At 66.6% G+C, this 16,909-nt stretch carries 26 protein-coding genes and 1 pseudogene; 16 read left to right on the forward strand and 11 right to left on the reverse strand.

All coding sequences use genetic code 11. The features are described from left to right. Window positions 1-42: 42 nt before the first annotated feature. Window positions 43-504, reverse strand: coding sequence for a universal stress protein (locus MTY59_RS25430; protein WP_221043602.1), 462 nt, complete (start codon window positions 502-504; stop codon window positions 43-45). 170 nt (window positions 505-674) lie between these two features. Here MTY59_RS25430 and MTY59_RS27870 point away from each other — a divergent pair, with 170 nt between their 5' ends. The 3 genes from MTY59_RS27870 (at window position 675) to MTY59_RS25440 (ending at window position 2,259) form a co-directional block, all read left to right on the forward strand. Beyond that, window positions 675-974, forward strand: coding sequence for a hypothetical protein (locus tag MTY59_RS27870; RefSeq protein WP_347881603.1), 300 nt, complete (start codon window positions 675-677; stop codon window positions 972-974). A gap of 248 nt (window positions 975-1,222) precedes the next feature. Further along, the gene (locus tag MTY59_RS25435) at window positions 1,223-1,510 is read left to right on the forward strand and encodes a hypothetical protein (RefSeq protein ID WP_221043603.1); all 288 of its coding nucleotides are present in this window, start codon (window positions 1,223-1,225) and stop codon (window positions 1,508-1,510) included. 227 nt (window positions 1,511-1,737) lie between these two features. Next, window positions 1,738-2,259: a DUF4352 domain-containing protein gene (locus MTY59_RS25440; RefSeq protein ID WP_221043604.1), complete on the forward strand. Its 522-nt coding sequence runs from the start codon at window positions 1,738-1,740 to the stop codon at window positions 2,257-2,259. A gap of 30 nt (window positions 2,260-2,289) precedes the next feature. Here MTY59_RS25440 and MTY59_RS25445 read toward each other — a convergent pair whose 3' ends face one another. Next, window positions 2,290-2,658 carry a VOC family protein gene (locus tag MTY59_RS25445; protein ID WP_221043605.1) on the reverse strand — a complete coding sequence of 123 codons (369 nt, stop codon included), beginning with the start codon at window positions 2,656-2,658 and terminating at the stop codon, window positions 2,290-2,292. 62 nt (window positions 2,659-2,720) lie between these two features. On the opposite strand from MTY59_RS25445, the gene MTY59_RS25450 reads away from it, so the two are divergent. After that, complete coding sequence (locus MTY59_RS25450) at window positions 2,721-3,179, forward strand: MarR family winged helix-turn-helix transcriptional regulator (RefSeq protein ID WP_221043606.1); 459 nt, start codon at window positions 2,721-2,723, stop codon at window positions 3,177-3,179. Between the two features lie 27 nt (window positions 3,180-3,206). On the opposite strand, the gene MTY59_RS25455 is transcribed toward MTY59_RS25450, so the two are convergent. The 3 genes from MTY59_RS25455 to MTY59_RS25465 form a co-directional block, all read right to left on the reverse strand. Next, window positions 3,207-3,707 carry an Rv2253 family sensor-like surface protein gene (locus tag MTY59_RS25455; RefSeq protein WP_221043607.1) on the reverse strand — a complete coding sequence of 167 codons (501 nt, stop codon included), beginning with the start codon at window positions 3,705-3,707 and terminating at the stop codon, window positions 3,207-3,209. Window positions 3,708-3,825: 118 nt separating this feature from the next. Further along, the gene (locus tag MTY59_RS25460; protein ID WP_221046689.1) at window positions 3,826-4,017 is read right to left on the reverse strand and encodes a hypothetical protein; all 192 of its coding nucleotides are present in this window, start codon (window positions 4,015-4,017) and stop codon (window positions 3,826-3,828) included. Between the two features lie 283 nt (window positions 4,018-4,300). Next, window positions 4,301-5,575: an amidohydrolase family protein gene (locus MTY59_RS25465; RefSeq protein ID WP_221043608.1), complete on the reverse strand. Its 1,275-nt coding sequence runs from the start codon at window positions 5,573-5,575 to the stop codon at window positions 4,301-4,303. A gap of 130 nt (window positions 5,576-5,705) precedes the next feature. Between MTY59_RS25465 and MTY59_RS25470 the strand changes: the two genes are divergently transcribed. From MTY59_RS25470 to MTY59_RS25480, 3 genes are all read left to right on the forward strand, one after another. Continuing rightward, entirely contained in the window at window positions 5,706-5,924 is a 219-nt protein-coding gene (locus MTY59_RS25470; protein WP_221043609.1) for a hypothetical protein, read from the forward strand. An 87-nt stretch (window positions 5,925-6,011) separates the two neighbouring features. After that, complete coding sequence (locus MTY59_RS25475) at window positions 6,012-6,386, forward strand: DUF4189 domain-containing protein (RefSeq protein WP_221043610.1); 375 nt, start codon at window positions 6,012-6,014, stop codon at window positions 6,384-6,386. 105 nt (window positions 6,387-6,491) lie between these two features. After that, on the forward strand, window positions 6,492-6,833 hold the full coding sequence (locus tag MTY59_RS25480) for a DUF732 domain-containing protein (RefSeq protein WP_221043611.1): 342 nt from the start codon (window positions 6,492-6,494) through the stop codon (window positions 6,831-6,833). A gap of 58 nt (window positions 6,834-6,891) precedes the next feature. On the opposite strand, the gene MTY59_RS25485 is transcribed toward MTY59_RS25480, so the two are convergent. Next, window positions 6,892-7,242, reverse strand: coding sequence for a DUF732 domain-containing protein (locus tag MTY59_RS25485; RefSeq protein WP_250160668.1), 351 nt, complete (start codon window positions 7,240-7,242; stop codon window positions 6,892-6,894). Window positions 7,243-7,384: 142 nt separating this feature from the next. Further along, a pseudogene (locus MTY59_RS25490) lies at window positions 7,385-7,489 on the reverse strand (TetR/AcrR family transcriptional regulator); the annotation flags it as partial. A gap of 82 nt (window positions 7,490-7,571) precedes the next feature. Between MTY59_RS25490 and MTY59_RS25495 the strand changes: the two are divergent. The 4 genes from MTY59_RS25495 to MTY59_RS25510 all read left to right on the forward strand — a co-directional run bounded on the left by MTY59_RS25495 (window position 7,572) and on the right by MTY59_RS25510 (window position 9,422). Next, on the forward strand, window positions 7,572-7,784 hold the full coding sequence (locus MTY59_RS25495; protein WP_221043612.1) for a hypothetical protein: 213 nt from the start codon (window positions 7,572-7,574) through the stop codon (window positions 7,782-7,784). A 45-nt stretch (window positions 7,785-7,829) separates the two neighbouring features. Then, entirely contained in the window at window positions 7,830-8,060 is a 231-nt protein-coding gene (locus MTY59_RS25500; RefSeq protein WP_221043613.1) for a hypothetical protein, read from the forward strand. Between the two features lie 221 nt (window positions 8,061-8,281). Continuing rightward, entirely contained in the window at window positions 8,282-8,461 is a 180-nt protein-coding gene (locus MTY59_RS25505; protein WP_221043614.1) for a hypothetical protein, read from the forward strand. Between the two features lie 40 nt (window positions 8,462-8,501). Then, the gene (locus tag MTY59_RS25510) at window positions 8,502-9,422 is read left to right on the forward strand and encodes a cation diffusion facilitator family transporter (protein ID WP_221043615.1); all 921 of its coding nucleotides are present in this window, start codon (window positions 8,502-8,504) and stop codon (window positions 9,420-9,422) included. Between the two features lie 12 nt (window positions 9,423-9,434). On the opposite strand, the gene MTY59_RS25515 is transcribed toward MTY59_RS25510, so the two are convergent. The 3 genes from MTY59_RS25515 to MTY59_RS25525 form a co-directional block, all read right to left on the reverse strand. Next, on the reverse strand, window positions 9,435-10,391 hold the full coding sequence (locus MTY59_RS25515; protein WP_221043616.1) for a cytochrome c oxidase assembly protein: 957 nt from the start codon (window positions 10,389-10,391) through the stop codon (window positions 9,435-9,437). Between the two features lie 30 nt (window positions 10,392-10,421). Beyond that, entirely contained in the window at window positions 10,422-10,766 is a 345-nt protein-coding gene (locus MTY59_RS25520; RefSeq protein WP_221043617.1) for a DUF732 domain-containing protein, read from the reverse strand. A gap of 272 nt (window positions 10,767-11,038) precedes the next feature. Next, window positions 11,039-11,386, reverse strand: coding sequence for a DUF732 domain-containing protein (locus MTY59_RS25525; protein ID WP_221043618.1), 348 nt, complete (start codon window positions 11,384-11,386; stop codon window positions 11,039-11,041). Window positions 11,387-11,490: 104 nt separating this feature from the next. Here MTY59_RS25525 and MTY59_RS25530 point away from each other — a divergent pair, with 104 nt between their 5' ends. From MTY59_RS25530 to MTY59_RS25540, 3 genes are all read left to right on the forward strand, one after another. Continuing rightward, window positions 11,491-12,252, forward strand: a complete 762-nt coding sequence (locus tag MTY59_RS25530) for a Clp protease N-terminal domain-containing protein (protein ID WP_221043619.1) — start codon at window positions 11,491-11,493, stop codon at window positions 12,250-12,252. A 93-nt stretch (window positions 12,253-12,345) separates the two neighbouring features. Further along, a complete protein-coding gene (locus MTY59_RS25535; protein WP_221046658.1) occupies window positions 12,346-12,876 on the forward strand; it encodes a DUF1942 domain-containing protein in 531 nt (176 codons plus the stop codon). Continuing rightward, the gene (locus MTY59_RS25540) at window positions 12,864-13,424 is read left to right on the forward strand and encodes a GNAT family N-acetyltransferase (RefSeq protein WP_221043620.1); all 561 of its coding nucleotides are present in this window, start codon (window positions 12,864-12,866) and stop codon (window positions 13,422-13,424) included. Before MTY59_RS25535 ends, MTY59_RS25540 begins: the two co-directional genes overlap by 13 nt. Here the strand turns inward: MTY59_RS25540 and zapE are convergent. Next, the gene (gene zapE / locus MTY59_RS25545; protein ID WP_221043621.1) at window positions 13,390-14,511 is read right to left on the reverse strand and encodes a cell division protein ZapE; all 1,122 of its coding nucleotides are present in this window, start codon (window positions 14,509-14,511) and stop codon (window positions 13,390-13,392) included. The two genes, MTY59_RS25540 and zapE, sit on opposite strands and share 35 nt — an antisense overlap. On the opposite strand from zapE, the gene MTY59_RS25550 reads away from it, so the two are divergent. Further along, window positions 14,510-15,307, forward strand: a complete 798-nt coding sequence (locus MTY59_RS25550) for a pyrimidine reductase family protein (protein WP_221043622.1) — start codon at window positions 14,510-14,512, stop codon at window positions 15,305-15,307. The genes zapE and MTY59_RS25550 overlap by 2 nt on opposite strands. 14 nt (window positions 15,308-15,321) lie before the next feature. After that, window positions 15,322-16,887, forward strand: a complete 1,566-nt coding sequence (locus MTY59_RS25555; RefSeq protein WP_221043623.1) for an alpha/beta hydrolase — start codon at window positions 15,322-15,324, stop codon at window positions 16,885-16,887. The last annotated feature ends 22 nt before the right edge of the window (window positions 16,888-16,909 follow it).

Below are 16,909 nucleotides of genomic sequence, written 5' to 3' on the forward strand. Positions count from 1 at the left end.
CAAACGATTGCTGAGCTGACCCGGCCGATTCTCGACGAAGGCTCAGGCGTCGGTGGTATGGACGATCAGGACGTCGGTCTTGGCCCTGCGGGAGACGGCGGCGGGAACTGATCCCAGCAGCCGGCCGGCGATGCTGCTGAGTCCCACGTTGCCGACGACCAGCAGGTCGGCATCGGCCTCCTCTACGAGCTGCACCAGCACGTCGATGGGGGCGCCGACGACCGACTTCTCCTCGACGTTCTTGGCACCGGCTAGGTGCGCCCGCTCCCTGGCGTCCCGCAGGATCGCGTAGTAGGGAGCCTCGCCGACCGTCCGGTAGTCCTGACCGTGATCGCTCCCCGGCGGGATGGCGTAGCGTCCGCGTTCCTCGCGGACGGGGAGGTGTGCCGTCGCAACGATCAGTTTCGCGCCATGATCCGCAGCGATCGCGGCTGCGCGCTCCACCGCGCGCAGCGAGGAGTCCGAGCCGTCTGTGCCGACCACGACCGTCTGATAGGCGCTCATTTCTCATGCAGTCTAAGGCCGGCGGCCGCTCCTGAGAGGGAAAATCGATGCGGAATCGGTCCCCCACCCCCGGGGCACCGGCCGGGCCGTTAAGCACCTTCGAGAGCCGTGTTCGCACTGGCGACCCGATTCGTGGTTGTTAAACAATGCGAACGCGCAATAATGCCAGGATGCGTCTTATCTACGCCGCTGCGACGGCCGGCATCGCCATTGCCGTGCCGATGGGTTCGCCGCCAGCTCACGCTGAAACCGGCGCCAATGGCTACGCTCAGTGCATAGGGGGCGACGCGAAGCCCCCGCCACCGGGGGTAACCGCGGAGAATTGGTTCCCCAGCGTCCATGTGATCGATAACGACATCGGTTCGGCTGTGCCCGCGGACGAAGTAGTTCGGAGATTGATCAATATGGGAGTCAAGCCGGAGGACGCCGCCACCCGAGTGCGGTGTTACCTGGCCAACTTGCCGCACTAGCGCAAACACCCCGGCAAAATCGTCGTAAAGCGCATTCATTTTCTGAAATGCATTGTGCACCAAGGTGCTTAGTCGCAGCCCGCCTCCCGAATAATGGTGTGACCGATTCAGTTTCAGGTCCGCCGGCCAGGTGGTCGACATGTGCGTGTTCCGCCAATCCATCGAGTTGAGCCGGGCATGTTCAAACCGCCCATTCGTGCCCTGAGCTGGCGTTACGATCTGTGCAAGCGCTATTGATTCGAGGGGCTATGCATCGCACCCGACGTCTCGTCACCACCATGATCACCGCCGTCGCGTTGTTGTTCGCGGATGACACTTTCGCCTATGCGCCGCTCGCATCGGCCGATCCGATCTGCGGTACGCCGGGAACGCCGCCATGCGCGGGTCCCAGTCCGTTGACACCCGAGCAGCAATGCGCGTTCATTGCGTGGCGATCGATGATGCCGTGCAACTGGCTCGGAATGCAGGTGCCGGCCGGCACTCCGGGCAGTTGGGACAACCCGCCTGCATCGCCGCCCCCGCCGCCGCAACCGTAGCTACCCTTTTGACGACACCTCAATGATCGAAGTGTCGCGACTTCAATTCATCACGCCCGGAAGACAACTGCGGGCAAAACACCGCTCCGGCAATCGACACATTCCAAGGCGCAGGCCAGAACCGGTTTGCAGCTCAATGGCGATTCTCGAGGCTGGGAGCAGAACGCGCGAACTCGCCCTCAAATCCCCGAATACGTTATCTTCGCGCAGTGACCAGACCTGCTCGCATGAGCGCACTCGCAGCGACGCTGGCGCTGACGGCCTGTTTGACTGCGCCCCCCGGCGCCGCGGACCCGACGTCCCAGCAGTCGCCTTTCCCGACGGGAAAATCCGGCACCAGCATCCATGTCACGGAGTACAGCACCGCGACCGCCGACGTCACGCTCAACAACGCGACCTGGGTCTCGTCCGGTTGCTCCGGCGGTGGGGGCTGCAATGTCATCGAATTGACCATCGAAGGCAAGTCCAACGCGCCGTTCAACTACAGCCCGGCCTCGCTGACCGCCGCCTCTTCCGCGTGGCGGCAAGACCCGAACCGCGATGCCCAGGGCGGCTCCTCTCTGGTCGACTACCAGAAGATCAACAAGGTGCCGCCGCTGCGCTCGGGCAGCGTCACCAACGGCCAGACCGCCCACGGATTCATCGCCTACGACAGCAACATCAAGCAGGGCGACGTTTACATCGAGTTCAACGATCCCGACGCTCCCGCTGCACCGACGCCGTTAGCGGGCTGGAAAGTGCACACCTGAGCGAATTGCCCTGTGGGGCAGTCGGGCTCATCAGGCGCGGTCGTGGAGAGTGACCTGGTAGCCGTCGGGGTCGGCAAAAGTGAATGTCCGACCGAAGGGGCCGTCAATCGGTGCGGAGACGATGGTGTGACCGTCGGCGGCGAGAGCATCGTGAATGGCCTGGACGTCTGTGGCGTGAAGCCAGATCGCAGCACCGATGCCGGGCTGAGCAACGGATGCGAGATCGGTGCCGGGCAGAACGTCGCGGATTGCGAACGCGATCGCCTTCGTCTCGAAGACGACGGCGTGCGCAGGCCCGGCCTGCGAGCGAACGAGACCGAGGTACTGCTCGTAGAACGCCTGCGATGCGTCGAGGTCGCGCGCTTGGAGCGAGATGAAGTCGGGGCCGGTGACGGGCATGAGATGCTCCTTCGGATCGTGTCAGTTTTCTGACATAAGGCAACCTATGTCAGGATACTGACATGAGTCAAGACGGTGCCGGCGTCGACCTGAAGACGTCACTGGGCTACCTGCTGAAAGAGGCGTCGAGCGCCCTCCGCGCAGCCATGGAGGAGGTGCTGCGGCCGCTCGGGATGAGCGTGACGCACTACTCCTGCCTCGAGCTGCTGGCTCAACGCCCGGCCTTGTCGAACTCCGAGCTCGCGCGGGGCGCGTTCGTGACACGGCAGTCGATGAATGTGCTGCTCCAGGCCCTGGAACGAGATGGCTACGTGACCAGACCTGCGGAGGCACCCGTCGGCAAGGTTCTTCCCACGCGGCTCACGCCTCGCGGCCGACGGAGCCTAGAGAAGGCGTCCGTCGCGGTCCGGTCCGTCGAAGTCAAAATGCTGGCCGGGATGACCGAGACCGAGCAGTCGGACGCGTTCCGGCTCCTGCAGAGCATGGTTCACTGTCTGCGCGACGGCGACGACGGTGCATAGGTCGCGCAGTCGAGGGTGAATGCAGATTCACACGCGCACGGCCGACATATCCATGTCGATGGTGCCCTGGCACGCGCCGCTCAAGATGTCGGTGTGCATCACGCCGGCGAGCGACCCGTCGGGTTGGGGCGTGTAGCGCGTCTGGGCTCGCGCCGGACTCCATTGGATCGTGGTTTCGGGCATCATGCAGTCCCACTGAAAATCGTTGGTCTGCGACCACGACTTTCCATCCCAGGTGAACTGCACCGGCTGCGGAACCGTCGGGTTAGTCGGCGGCGGGCCACTGACGATGGTGGCGACGCACTTCCCGTTCGTACAGCTCGAACTGAACCCGTAGGTCTCGGTGTGCTGCGTCTCAGGGTCGCCGACCGCCATGCTGGTCCCGGCCTTGGGGCCAACCATGAACGTGATCGCGTATTGGCCGTTCCAGGACGGATTGTCGGCGAGGGCCGTCGGGGACACCTGCAGGGCAATCGCCAGCGACAAGGCGGATACACCGGCGAAGCCTGCCAGACGGTCTGGAGCCATGGTTCCTCCTGCGGGTCGTACCCATCCAATAGTCATATGCCGAACCGGTCGCCGACAAGGTTTTCGCCGCCGGGCTCCGGGGTGCGTGACTTTTCGACGTGGCCGAGGGTTCCTCGCGTTACCAGCCCCACTCGTCGTCGTCGAGGACGTCCACGGTCAGCGCGTTGTTGGCGGTGCCCGTCGTTCCATAGGTAAAGGTCAGCAGGGTGCGGTCGTCGTCCAGGGGCTCTGTGGCGACGACGGTGGCGTGCCCGATCTTCATCCGGATCCTGTCTCCGGGTTTCAATTCGTCGACTCGCTTAAGGGGCACGCTCAACCCATCAGAACCAGTGATTTGCGGTTGCCGCAAATTCTCTGGTCATTCGTCGCCCTTCTTCACTGCCAGGATGTGTTCGCCGGCACACGGACTCTAATTCTTCAATCGTCACACGACAGCGCCGGGGCGCGGAAAAAATTCGGCGCACCGACAAATTCCGGCCTTGGGCCCAGACGCTCTCCTATGGCGCGATCAATCGCGCATGGCACTCAGATACCCTGTGCCACAGCCTCGCTCGTCCTCAGTTCTCCGCTGCCTTGACGACCGAAGAGTCCGGTTAGCGTCGTTCCGGCGCCAGCCGCTTGAGGGCCAGCCCTCCCTCAAACGGTCGGTAGCCGAAGGCGGCCGGGGCGCGATAGCCCGTGTCCTCCAACGGAGTGTGCACCTCGGCGACGGTGGGGCCGATCTTCTCGGCCACTGGCACCAACGCATCGAGATCGAATCGGTACAGGCGACCGGCATTGCCGCCCAAGATCTTTCGGCAGGCGTCCTGCGACCTGTCATGCAGGGCCCACCGAATGGCCAACTTGGAGTGGGGGGCGAAGCCCTCCTCGTGGGGATAATCACTTCCCCACATGATGTGATCGGGGCCCATGAAGTTGATCATCGCGCCGTCGAAAGGCATCAGCTCGCTGGCCAAATAGCAGTTCCGCTGCACGTATTCGCTCGGAGTCAGGGTCAGCGCATCGACGGAGGATCCGCCGAACATCCCGTAGGTGCGGTTGCCGGCGTCGGACTTCATGGTGGGCACCATCGCGTCGAGGATGCCGATCTGCCCGGGCACCCACAGCGTGCCCTGCTCGGTCGGCACGAATCGCAAGGTCGGATAGCGCTCGAAAACCCCCGCCAAGATCAGGTGACCGAGGGTGCGCTGGGCCCAGATCGCCATCTCGGTGATCAACACCGCGTTGGACGCCGGCTGGTCCATTGGCATCTCGGGGCTGCCTGCACCCGCATGCTGCACCACCGTCAGGTCCAAGTCCGCGCACAGCGCCCAGATCGGTTCATAGCGGGTGTGAAAAAGCGGGGCCACCTGCGGATCACCGGGCGAGACCGCCGGAATGAGCACGCCGCCAAAGCAATCCTGCTCAGCGCCCCAACGAATTTCTTCCAGCGCCAGCTCGATGTCGTTGGGAAAGATCTGAATCAACCCGCGGCGCCGGGCCGGCGCCAGCGAACAGAAGTCGATCTGCCACCGGTTGTGGGCCTGCACACCGGCCCAACGCTTCTCGAAGTCCGCTTGGGTGCGGGGCAGGCTGATGGTGATGTTCGGGGTGCTCGGGAAGAACGGCGGAACGGTGTTGGGCAGCAGCACCTCGGCGGCCACCCCGTCGGCGTCCATCTCGGAGATCCGGAGCTCGTGGTCCCAGTTCCGATCGGCGGTGGCGACGATCAGATCGTCGAACGGGCTGGCGTAGGCCTTGGCCCACGCATCGAACTCCTCGTGCAGCCGCGCCGGCAGATACGGCCGGTAGCCGTACAGATCCGCCCCGGCGTGGGTATCCGTCGAGACGACGACATAGCGATCGAGCGTGTCCCAGGTTGTAGCCATCGCATCCTCCACCAGAGTATGCCGAGTATAGAAGAAACCGATCGGCTCGCGAAGGCCCCGATTTGTTCGTGAGACCCACAGGTGGCCCGAGGATTTCGTGCCGCGCCATCCTCGGAGCACAATGTGGGGCGTGAGTTGGACGAGGTACACGGGCCGAGCGGACGCGGATATCGCCCTGGACGGCGACGCGCTGCATGCCGAACTCGAAGACCGCATCCGCGTGGATAATCCGCATCTGACCGACGTCCGGCTCGAGCGGGCAACCGCGACCGAAGCTTTCGACGCCGAACCGAGCCGGCGGTTATACGACGTCACCTACCTGGCCGAAGACCCGGAAGACAATTCATAGCCTGTCGACGCGGCGGCCATTTGCCCGCGCGGTCACCGTCGTTGGCGCTAAATTCCCCCTTCTGAGCATTGCAAAGGAGTGAAAGCGGTGCGGCCGATCATTGCCATCGTCGTTGCAGTCGTTACCGGGCTCGTCGCGCTGCCGACACCGACGGCCCGGGCCGACGACGACTTCGTTGCGCTGGCCGTGTCCGTCGGAAGCGGACGAGCCGCCGGCTGGGGCACCGGGGGCAGCCAGGACCAGGCGAACCAAATCGCGCTGGCCCACTGCACCGCCGAAGCCGGTGACGCCTGTGAGGTCGTGGCCGGCACGCGCAACGGCTGCGCATCGGTGGCGTTCGATCGCGCCTCCGGCCGGTTCCAGGGCGGCTCGGGTCCCGACACGACGGCGTCCGCGAACGACGCGCTGACCAAGCTGGGGTCACCCAACGGTCGGGTCAAGACCACGCACTGCTCGTCCTGATGGCACGCGTCAGCGCGTAGCGCCAAGAACACCGCGATTTCGACTATCTTTCAGTGAAGTCGTCCTTGACTCGCCGCCGAACGGCCCGCGCACCGAGGGGAGGCCATGACCCGGATGAAGGCTGGAAAGTGGTCGACAGTCTGTGCGGTTTTCCTGGCCGCTGCCGCGCTCGCCTGTGCGACGCCGGCGGCAGCGGATGACACCGACGACGCCTTCATCGCGAACCTCTCCAAGGGCGGAATCACCGTGCCCGACAACGACAATGCGATTGCGACAGCCCATATGGTGTGCAGCAGCCTCGATACGAATCCCAACGCCCCGACGCTGGCATTTGTACTGGCGCGGGACAGCGACCTGTCGCCGAGACAGGCCGGCTACTTCATCGGACTTTCGGTAGCCACCTACTGCCCGCAATACAAAGACAGGGTCGGCCCTTCGAGTAGCTGAACGGCTGCCTGGACGCCCGCTTATGTGACCGTAGCTACCGCAGCACAAGGGATTTGGCTCAGCAGTGCTCGGTCCAGCATCGCTGCAGCGGGCAATAGGTCGAATGCGCAAGGCTCACCATGGATCCGACCTCTCCGAAAGTCACGTTCCTCGGATCCAACGTCTGGTGAATGTTCTGGGCGATCTGGTCATAGGTCCAACCCCACCCGATGTCGTCGCAGATCAGGCGCCCCATTGCGGTGAGGGCGGCGTCGTGGTCGGGCGGCCAGCTGAAACCGGCGCCGCGCAACTGAGCCAGGTATGCGTCATCGAGCGGATCGGCGGTAGCGACCGCGGCGTTGGCAACCAGAGCCGCGCCCGCCAAGGCGGGGACGGCCAACGCGGCCAGCCGGCGAGGTGAGAACATCATGCGCTTCCTTTCTTCGGGACGTTCACGATGCCGTCGACCCACAGCGGCATGAAGATGAAGAATAGGGACAGCCGGAAAAAAATGGCTTATGAGCGGCTGAACAATCGGATTTCCGCGCCGTTGCAGGCACGCGACTTCGGCGTCAGCGCCGTGTCACGCCGGCGGGACCATGCTCGTACGCCGTGGTCAACCAGAACACTGTGCGTTCGATCCCCGGCACGATTTCGGTGACGTCTATCTCGTTCTCGAATTTCAGCCCCAACCGGCTTTGGTTGCCGTGAAAGATTGTGCAAATCAAGTATTTAGGCTAACGAGGTAGAGTCGCGGGCATGAATGTGGTCGAGTGGCTCAGGACGCCCCGCTACCTGCGGACGCGTTTCATGATGGAAACGCGGCCGTTGAACCGCCTGGAAATGGAGATCGTGTTCCTCGAGGTCGCCGCCCGCGACGCGCTGGTACGCCTGCCCGTGGCGTTCATGATTCTGCCGAAGAGCCCCCGCCCCTGGCGCGACGGCCCGTCCAACCCGGAGCAGGCCGAGTAGCGGTTCCGCATAGGCAGGCGGGTCGCTGCGGCGGGACCACCGACGATGGCCATCGACAATCCCTACTGGGACGCGGTCAAGGACTGCGTCGAGACCGACAGCATCGGCGGCAACCCGGTGGTCGGCTATTTCAGCCTGGACCGCACGGTCGAAGAGAACATGGCCCACTCGCCGAACCGGCAATGGCTCGTACGCCGATACTGCTGGACCGTCCCCGACCCCGACACCGTGCAGTTCGTGGCCGGCCACGCCAAGGGGGGCTGCTCGATCCCATAGCGGGCACGGGTTATTGGGCCTACCTGCTCACCCAACTGGGCGTCGACGTCGTCTGCTACGACCTGAACCCGGGCACCGACCTGCTCACCAACGGCTAGCACGGTGACGACCTGTACGCCCAAATCGTCGCGAAGGATTGCGCCGAAGCGGCCGCCCTGCACCCCGACCGAACACTGTTCCTGTCCTGGCCTCCCCACGACCAGGACGTCGGCGCGCGAATATTGCTGGCCTACAACGGGAATCGTCTCATCTACGTCGGCGATGGCCGTGGCGGCGGCACCGGGGACGCCCAGATGCATCAGATCCTCGAAACACAGTGGACCGAGGTCGATTCCCGCCAACCGGTGCTGTGGTGGGGCCAACGCGATCGGGTGACGGTGTACGAACGCGGGGTTCGGTAAAGGACTTGGGTGCCGCCGCCGAGTCGGGCATGCTGGCGGTATGCATGTCATCAACGGAGTGCGTGACCCGGCGGCAAGCTTTCCCCTCGACAACGCGGCGGACGACGCCGGCGAGCGCCGGCAGGCCAATCGCGCCGTCGCCCTCAGCGCCGTCGGACTGGCGCTGACGGGCCTGGTCGAGTTGGTCATCGCGCTGCTGTCCGGCTCGGTGGCGCTGCTGGGCGACGCGCTGCACAACCTGTCGGACGTCTCCACCAGCGCCTTGGTGTTCATCGGCTTCCGCGCGTCACGCAAGCTGCCCACCGAGCGGTACCCCTACGGCTACGAACGCGCCGAAGACCTCGCCGGGATCGGCGTGGCGCTGGTGATCTGGGGCAGCGCCGTCGTCGCCGGTTTCGAAAGCGTCACCAAGCTGCTTCGTCACGGCGGCACCGGTTACGTGGGCTGGGGCATCGGCGCGGCGGTCGTCGGCGTGGTCGGCAATCAGCTGGTGGCTCGCTACAAACTGGTGGTGGGCAGGCGAATTCGGTCGGCGACCATGGTGGCCGACGCCAAGCATTCGTGGCTGGACGCGTTGTCGTCGGGCGGTGCGGTGCTCGGGCTGATCGGGGTGGCACTGGGCTGGGGCTGGGCCGACGCGGTCGCCGGGATCGTGGTCACCGGGTTCATCTGCCACGTCGGCTGGGAGGTGACCGCCGATATCGCGCACCGCCTGCTCGACGGCGTCGACCCCGACATCATCACCACCGCCGAGGCCGTCGCCGCCTCGGTTCCCGGTGTGACGCACGCGCACGCCCGGGCCAGGTGGACCGGGCGGACCCTGCGCGTCGAGGTGGAAGGCTTTCTGAACGCCGACACGTCGCTGGCGGCCTCCGACCAGATCGGTCGCAGCGTCGCCGCCGCGCTCGTGTCACAGATCCCGGAGATGCAAAGCTTCACGTGGACGGCGCGCGCGGCGTGAGATAGCCGGACCTCAGCGGCGGAACCGCTCCCGCAGCTGCGGGTCGTTCTCCCACCAAAGCCCCGACGGCGCGGGGGTTTCATTCTCGGCGCCCCCGCTCTGGGCGCTCCGCGCCTCGGCCTCGTCCAGTTCGGCATCGACCGCGACCGCGTGCGCCTTCTCGTCGCGAGACATGGCGCGCATCAGCAGCAGCACGAACGGCCACCCGACCAGGTCGCCGAGGATCCACAAGACACCGGCGCCGATCGTCTGGTCGAGCCGCGGGTCGGGGCCCCAAGACCGTTGCAGCCCCGCGTAATACGCCGCACCGATCAACGGGCCCTGCCAGATGACCAATCCGAGCACACCGTCGCCCAGCGCCTCGGCCACGCTGATCAGCAGCGAGATCGACTGAGGGTACCGGTGTGGTACCGGGTCTTCCTGCAGCCGGGCATAGAAGTAGCAGAAGCCCAACGCCACCAACAGGATTCGCGTCGGCGCACCGATCCACTCGGCCCGCAGGGCCGCGGTGTACCACGGCGTCAGGTACAGCAGCCACGGCGTGACCAGCATCGCCACCGACGTGGTCGCCGGATGCACGAGCACGCGCGCGAACCGCGTCGCCAACAACCGATCGATGCGGTCGCGGCCCGCCGGCCCGACGGCGTCGCGAAGGACGGTGACCGGCTTGGCCTGCGCGACGAGAAACGGCACGACATAGAGCAGCAGTAACACCTGCAGCGCGCGCACCCAGAACAGGACGTAGGCGTAGGCACCGACCGCGCTGATCGTGGCCAGCAGCCACACCAGCATGCCCGCACCGAAGCACGCGGCGTTCGCGGCGCGGACGGGACGTTCGGCACCACGGGCGCGCCGGTAGCACCAGGCATATCCGGTGGCGAGCACCGCGACGACGGCCGCGGAGACGAGGTCGACATGCCAGGTCGCAACGGCCGCGTCCCATGTCAGCGGTCCGGGATCGACGCGCACGGCCACCAGCCTATTGCGGCCGCGATCGGCTCAGTTGCCGGCGCCGCCTTCCGGCTTCGGACCGCGGTCGTCGCCGGTGATGTACTTCGGGCAGTAATGGGCGGCGGCGAGGTAGGTGAACTTGGCCGCGGCGGCGCCCTGGAAGCCCGGATTCTGGTTACGCAGGTCGGTCACGATCTTCGCGTCCGATTGGCCGTCGTCGAGCAAATCGCACACCGACTTGCCGATGGTGATCGCGTTGCCGCCGTCCTGGTAGGTGAGGCCGGCGTCGCGGAGGTCTTTGAGGAAGTCCTGGTCGTTGTCGATGTCCGCGTGCGCCGGCGCGGCCAGGACGATCATGGTTGCGAGGCTGGTCAGCCCCAAAAGAAATCGCATAGCGCTTCGATTGTTGCAAACATGCGGGTGGTTGGCATCTCGTCGGGCGAACGGGACGTGAACTGTCCTCCGGCCGCCGGGGTGTCCGCAGCGGAACAGCGGATTTAAATGCACCTGAAGCGGGTAGCGAATAGGCGCTATCGCCGATCAGCAAATAGATCCGCATGAGCGCATTGAAGCGTTTTTAACGATTTAGTCAATGCTGTGCCGGTGTATGGAATTTGTAAAAACCTTATTACATTCACCTCACACGTCCCATTGCGGACGACGTGTCAGGAGGAGCTGGCCGGCGTCGCACTCGATGTGGGCGAGGTGGTGCTCGAAACCACGTACGGGCAGTACGTGCTGGCGGCGATGGCCGCGAACTTGTTGGCTTTATCGTCAGTCAGGTCGGAGTTCTTGGACTCCAGAGTCGAGACGACATCCGACATCCCGGTGGGGGCCTGAAGCGTCTTGCACACCCATTTGCCCGCTCCGACTGCCAGATCGCTGTCGGAATACGTGATGCCGGCCTTATCCAGTGACGCGATGAATGCGTCGTCAGTGTCATCGGCGTGTGCAGGCACCGCCATACCAATTACGGCGGCAAAGCCCGCCGCTGCGGCGAGAAACAGTTTCATGAATTACAGATTGACAGAAAGGCGAGCAACCTGCATCTCGTGCGACGAACCAATCGTCAACCTACGGTTGACAACCCGTCCGTCGTCAACCTAGCGTTGACGACATGTCCGACCCTGTCCGTATCGCCTATCGGATCCGCCTGGACGAGTTGATCGACGCCATCGAGAGCGTCCACCCCGACGTGCTGGACCAGCTGGCCGACGCCGTCCTGGCCGCTGAGCACCTGGGCGAGGTCGCCGACCATTTGATCGGCCACTTCGTGGACCAGGCCCGCCGCTCGGGCGCGTCCTGGACCGACATCGGCAAGAGCATGGGCGTCAGCAAGCAGGCCGCCCAGAAGCGCTTCGTCCCGCGCGCCGAGGCCGCCGCCCTCGACCTCGAACAGGGGTTCACGCGGTTCACCCCGCGGGCGCGGGGCGCGGTGGTGGCCGCACAGAACGCCGCGCACGAAGCGGGCAACGGCGAGATCACCCCCGATCACCTGCTGCTCGGTGTGCTCGGCGATGCGGCCGCCCTGGCGACCGTATTGCTGCACCTGCAGAAGGTCGACACCGAGGCGCTGCGCGCCGCCGCGACCGAGGCGATCTCCGCGCTGCGCGCGGATGCCGAACCGCCGCAGCTCATTCCGTTCAGCGGGCCTGCGCGCAAGGCGCTCGAACTGAGCGTGCGCGAGGCACTTCGCCTCGGCCACAACTACGTGGGCACCGAGCACCAGTTGCTGGCGCTGCTGGAGCTGGAGGGCGGGGACGGGCCGCTGCACCGATGCGGCGTCGACAAAGACCGGGTCGAGGCGGATTTGATCACGGCGCTGCAAACCCTCTCCGGCGGCGGGAATGTCGCGCCGAGCGGGGCCGGCGGCGGCTGAGCGGTGCGGTCGACCCCTCCCTTCGGCATCACCGCGTGTGCAATCATGCGAGGGTCCCCTGCAACGGCGCCAAGGAGGCACCACATGGCGAAGATGCACCGCTGGCCGGTGGTGGCGTCCGCCTTTCTGGTTGCCGTTGCCGGCATCATCAGCGTCGGCGTCGGCGCGGTTCCGATGCCCCGCGCGTGGGCCGGGGATGCGCCGATCGGCCACATCGGCGACACGCTGCGGGTGGACAACGGCACGTTCATCGCCGACGTCACCGTGAGCGGGGTGGGGCCGTGCGACCCACCGCCGGGATTCGGCTACACCCGCGAAGGCACCTACAAGGGCTTTCCGGGCAGCACCGTCGAGCGCGCCGACGTGACCATCCGCGCGATCCGGGTGCCCAACCCGTACGTCATGGCGACCGTGATGGATTTCAACGGCGTGACCCCGAACGCCGACGCCTACAAGCCGCGGGCCTCCGATGCGCCCGACGCGCTGGACAACGTGCTCGTCAACGCCCCGAACGGGGCGATCGTGCGCGGCGGCGTGTATTGGGACGCCTACCGCGATCCCGTCTCCACCGTCGTCCTGCTGGACAAGAAGACGGGCTACCACCTCGCGCAGTGGAACCTCTGACCGGAACGTTCCAGATCGCGCCGGCGGCTTCCGGTGACGCCCTAGAGCTGGCCGCCGTTGCGGCGCAAACCTTTCCGCTGGCGTGTCCGCCGTCGGCGACCGCGGAGAACATCGCGTCGTTCATCGAGGCGAACCTGTCGGCCGCCCACTTCGCGCGGTATCTGAGCGATCCGGATCGCGCCGTCGTCACCGCGCGCCAGGACGGCCGGATCGTCGGTTACGCCATGCTGGTTCGCGGTGTCTCCGAGCACGCCGGCGTCCAGCAGGCCGTCGAAATCCGCCCGGCCGCCGAGCTGTCGAAGATGTATATCCTGCCCGATCGCCACGCGAGCGGGGCCGCGTCGGCGCTGATGGAACGCATACTGGCCGTCGCGGCCGACTGGGGTATCCGCTGCGTGTGGCTGGGCGTGAACCGGGCAAACCAACGGGCGCAACGCTTTTACCTCAAGAGCGGGTTCACGATCAATGGCACCAGGACGTTTCAGCTCGGCGCCGGCGTCGAGAGCGACTATGTCATGATCCGCGAGCTGGGTCAGCCGCCGCGGTGAGCGCGAGCAGCCGGGAAGTGGCCCGCAGATACTTCTTTCGGTATCCCCCGGCCAGCATCTCCTCGCTGAAGATGGTGTCCAGCTTGGCGCCCGAGGCCACCACGGGAATGCCCGCGTCATAGAGCCGATCGGTCAGCGCCACCAGCCGCAGCGCGACGTTCTGATCGTCGAGGCCGTGCACGCCGGTCAGGAACACCGCGCTCACCCCCTCGATCAGCGTCAGATACCGCGACGGGTGCATGGTGGCCAAATGCGTGCACAGCGCGTCGAAGTCATCGAGCGTCGCGCCCTCGACCCGCGCGGCGCGCGCGGCCACCTCGTCGTCGGACAACGGCTGCGGTGCGGGCGGCAGCCCGCGGTGCCGGTAGTCGGGCCCCTCGATCCGCACGGTTGTGAAAATGCTTGCCAGCGTGGTGATCTCGCGCAGAAAATCCTGCGCCGCGAACCGGCCCTCACCGAGTTGCTCGGGCAGCGTGTTGGAGGTGGCGGCCACCGAGACCCCGCGCTCGACCAGCGACGAGAGCAGGCGCGAGATCAGCGTGGTGTTGCCCGGGTCGTCGAGTTCGAATTCGTCGATACAGACCGCCGTGTAATTGGCCAGCAGCTCGATGCATTCGACGAAACCGAACACCCCGGCCAGCTGGGTCAGCTCACCGAACGTCGCGAACGCCTTGGGCGCCGGGCCATCCGGTGACCCGCCGGGGCCGTCGCCGGGCAGCTCGTAGTAGGCCGACGCCAGCAGGTGCGTCTTGCCGACGCCGAAACCACCGTCCAGGTAGAGCCCGACGCCGGGCAGAATTTCCCGTCGGCCCAACAGTTTTCGTCGGCCGGCGCGACGCTCGACGGCCTGCCGGCAGAACTCCTGACACGCCACCACCGCGGCGGCCTGCGTCGGCTCCGCCGGATCGGGCTGATACGTCGCAAAGCTCACGTCGGCGAAGGTCGGAGGTGGTCGCAACTGGGCGATCAGCCGCTGCGGCGACACCGTCGGGTGCCGATCCACCAAATGAGCCACGCCGCCCGAAGCGCCCGCGGAGGTGGACCCGTGCATGCAGGAACTGTAGCGGCGTGCTGCAATCAGACTCATGCCCGACTCTGGCGGCCCGGAGAGTTTCGCGACGTCGGCGACTTCGACGACGCCGCTGTCGCTGCTCGGCTCGATTCGCGGACTCGACGACGGCGACCTCCCCCGGCTCTACGACTATCCCGAACACGACGGCACGTGGGTGCGGGCGAACTTCATCACCAGCGTCGACGGCGGGGCCACCACGGGGGGCAGCAGCGGCGCGATGGGCGGCCCGGGCGACCGGTTCATCTTCAACCTGCTGCGCGAGCTCGCCGACGTCATCCTGGTGGGCGCGGGCACGGTGCGGATCGAGGGCTACTCGGGCGCTCAGGTCGGCGCCGCCGAGCGTCAGCGGCGGCAGACCCGCGGCCAAAGCGAGGTCCCGCAGCTGGCGATCGTGACCGGCTCGGGCCACCTCAACCGGGATATGGCGGTGTTCACCCGCACCGCGGTGCAGCCGCTGGTACTCACCTGCACCGCGGCGGCCGAGCAGACGCGCCGTGCGCTCAGCGGCCTGTGCGAGGTGCTCGACTGCTCCGGCCGCGATCCCGAGAAGGTCGACGAGGCCGCGCTGCTGGCGGCCCTCGGGGCGCGCGGCATGCGCCGCATTCTCACCGAGGGCGGCCCGACGCTGCTGGACTCGCTGATGCGGCGCGACATGCTCGACGAGCTGTGCCTGACGATCGCGCCCTGCCTCGTCGGCGGCCAGGCACGACGCATCGCGACCGGCTCGGGGCAGCTGCTCACCCGGATGCGCTGTGCCCACGTCCTGACCGACGACGCCGGCTACCTTTACACCCGCTACGTCAAGGCCTAGCTACTGTGGTCGGCATGAGTCGGCCGTACACGTGCGCCACGATCCTGGTTGCGGTGACCGCGTTGCTGGCCGGCTGCGTCCCGGGCCTGGCCGCCGATCCGCGGTTCGCCACCAATTCCGGTGCGCGACCGCAGGGTGCGGCGACCTCGAAGCCGGCACCCAGTGGCCCACCGCCGATCGCCGCACCCAAGAACGACTTGGCATGGCACGACTGCACCTCCAAGGTGTTCGCCGACGCGGCCGTCCCCGCCGCGGCCGGCGTCCAGCTGGACTGCGCGAACTACGACGCCGACCTGGATCCGGTCAACGGCGGGGGCGGCACCCTGAGCATCGGCGTGGTCCGCGCCCACTCCGACAAGACACCCCAGGACGCCGGGCCGCTGGTCTTCACCACCGGCTCCGATCTGCCGTCCTCGGCGCAATTGCCCATCTGGTTGTCGCGTGCCGGCGCCGACGTGCTCGCCACCCACCCCATCGTGTCGGTCGACCGCCGCGGCATCGGGATGTCGAGTCCCATCGACTGCCGCGACAAGTTCGACCGTCAGCAGATGCGCGACCAGTCGCAATTCCAGACCGGCGACGACCCGGTGGCCAACCTCTCCGAGGTCTCCAACACCGCCACCACCAACTGCGGCGACGCGGTCGGGATCGGACCCAACGCCTCCTCCTACGACGACGCCCACGCCGCCTCCGATATCGAGCGGCTGCGCACCCTGTGGGACGTGCCCACCCTCGCGCTGGTCGGCATCGGCAACGGCGCGCAGGTGGCGCTGGCCTACGCCGGATCACGGCCGGACAAGGTGGCCCGGTTGATCCTCGACTCACCGGTTGCGTTGGGCACCAACGCCGAAGCCGCCGCCGAGCAGCAGGTCAAGGGGCAGCAGGCCGCCCTCGACGCGTTCGCCGCGCAGTGCATCGCGGTGAATTGCGCGCTGGGCCCCGACCCGAAGGGTGCCGTCAGCGCCCTGCTGGCCGACGCCCGCGCCGGTAAGGGCCCCGGCGGCACGTCGGTGGCGCAGGTGGCCAACGCCATCACCGTCGCGCTCGGCTACCCCGCCGGCGGCCGCGTCAACGCCACCACCGACCTGGCCAACGCGCTCGCGAGCGCCCGCTCCGGCGACACCAACGCGCTGAACAATCTGATCAACCACGCCAACGCCCTCCAGGACTCCGACGGCCAGTTCGTCAACGTGTGCAGCGACGCGGTCAACCGCCCCACCCCGGACCGGGTGCGCGAACTCGTCGTCGCCTGGGGCAAGCTCTACCCCGACTTCGGGACGGTCGCCGCGCTCAACATGGTCAAGTGCGTGCACTGGCCCACCGGCTCACCGCCGCCCATGCCGAAGACCCTCAAGGTCGACGTGCTGCTGCTCGGCGTGCAGAACGACCCGATCGTCGGCACCGACGGCGTCGCGGCGACCGCGGCCAGCATCATCAACGCCAACGCCGCCAGCAAGCGGGTGATGTGGCAGGGCATCGGCCACGGCGCCAGCATCTTCTCGGGCTGCGCCGTTCCGCCGCTGATCGGCTACCTCAGCAGCGGCAAATTACCCAACACCGACACGTACTGCCCGGCCTGACACTGCTTTCCGGCATCCGTGG

Source organism: Mycobacterium senriense (assembly GCF_019668465.1).
Taxonomy (GTDB): Bacteria; Actinomycetota; Actinomycetes; order Mycobacteriales; family Mycobacteriaceae; genus Mycobacterium; species Mycobacterium senriense.

Coding starts and splice junctions, on each gene's coding strand:
- MTY59_RS25430 (WP_221043602.1), bottom strand. CDS start 504: ATGAGCGCCTATCAGACGGTCGTGGTCGGCACAGACGGCTCGGACTCC.
- MTY59_RS27870 (WP_347881603.1), top strand. CDS start 675: ATGCGTCTTATCTACGCCGCTGCGACGGCCGGCATCGCCATTGCCGTG.
- MTY59_RS25435 (WP_221043603.1), top strand. CDS start 1,223: ATGCATCGCACCCGACGTCTCGTCACCACCATGATCACCGCCGTCGCG.
- MTY59_RS25440 (WP_221043604.1), top strand. CDS start 1,738: ATGAGCGCACTCGCAGCGACGCTGGCGCTGACGGCCTGTTTGACTGCG.
- MTY59_RS25445 (WP_221043605.1), bottom strand. CDS start 2,658: ATGCCCGTCACCGGCCCCGACTTCATCTCGCTCCAAGCGCGCGACCTC.
- MTY59_RS25450 (WP_221043606.1), top strand. CDS start 2,721: ATGAGTCAAGACGGTGCCGGCGTCGACCTGAAGACGTCACTGGGCTAC.
- MTY59_RS25455 (WP_221043607.1), bottom strand. CDS start 3,707: ATGGCTCCAGACCGTCTGGCAGGCTTCGCCGGTGTATCCGCCTTGTCG.
- MTY59_RS25465 (WP_221043608.1), bottom strand. CDS start 5,575: ATGGCTACAACCTGGGACACGCTCGATCGCTATGTCGTCGTCTCGACG.
- MTY59_RS25480 (WP_221043611.1), top strand. CDS start 6,492: ATGACCCGGATGAAGGCTGGAAAGTGGTCGACAGTCTGTGCGGTTTTC.
- MTY59_RS25485 (WP_250160668.1), bottom strand. CDS start 7,242: ATGATGTTCTCACCTCGCCGGCTGGCCGCGTTGGCCGTCCCCGCCTTG.
- MTY59_RS25495 (WP_221043612.1), top strand. CDS start 7,572: ATGAATGTGGTCGAGTGGCTCAGGACGCCCCGCTACCTGCGGACGCGT.
- MTY59_RS25500 (WP_221043613.1), top strand. CDS start 7,830: ATGGCCATCGACAATCCCTACTGGGACGCGGTCAAGGACTGCGTCGAG.
- MTY59_RS25510 (WP_221043615.1), top strand. CDS start 8,502: ATGCATGTCATCAACGGAGTGCGTGACCCGGCGGCAAGCTTTCCCCTC.
- MTY59_RS25520 (WP_221043617.1), bottom strand. CDS start 10,766: ATGCGATTTCTTTTGGGGCTGACCAGCCTCGCAACCATGATCGTCCTG.
- MTY59_RS25525 (WP_221043618.1), bottom strand. CDS start 11,386: ATGAAACTGTTTCTCGCCGCAGCGGCGGGCTTTGCCGCCGTAATTGGT.
- MTY59_RS25530 (WP_221043619.1), top strand. CDS start 11,491: ATGTCCGACCCTGTCCGTATCGCCTATCGGATCCGCCTGGACGAGTTG.
- MTY59_RS25535 (WP_221046658.1), top strand. CDS start 12,346: ATGCACCGCTGGCCGGTGGTGGCGTCCGCCTTTCTGGTTGCCGTTGCC.
- MTY59_RS25550 (WP_221043622.1), top strand. CDS start 14,510: ATGCCCGACTCTGGCGGCCCGGAGAGTTTCGCGACGTCGGCGACTTCG.
- zapE (WP_221043621.1), bottom strand. CDS start 14,511: ATGAGTCTGATTGCAGCACGCCGCTACAGTTCCTGCATGCACGGGTCC.
- MTY59_RS25555 (WP_221043623.1), top strand. CDS start 15,322: ATGAGTCGGCCGTACACGTGCGCCACGATCCTGGTTGCGGTGACCGCG.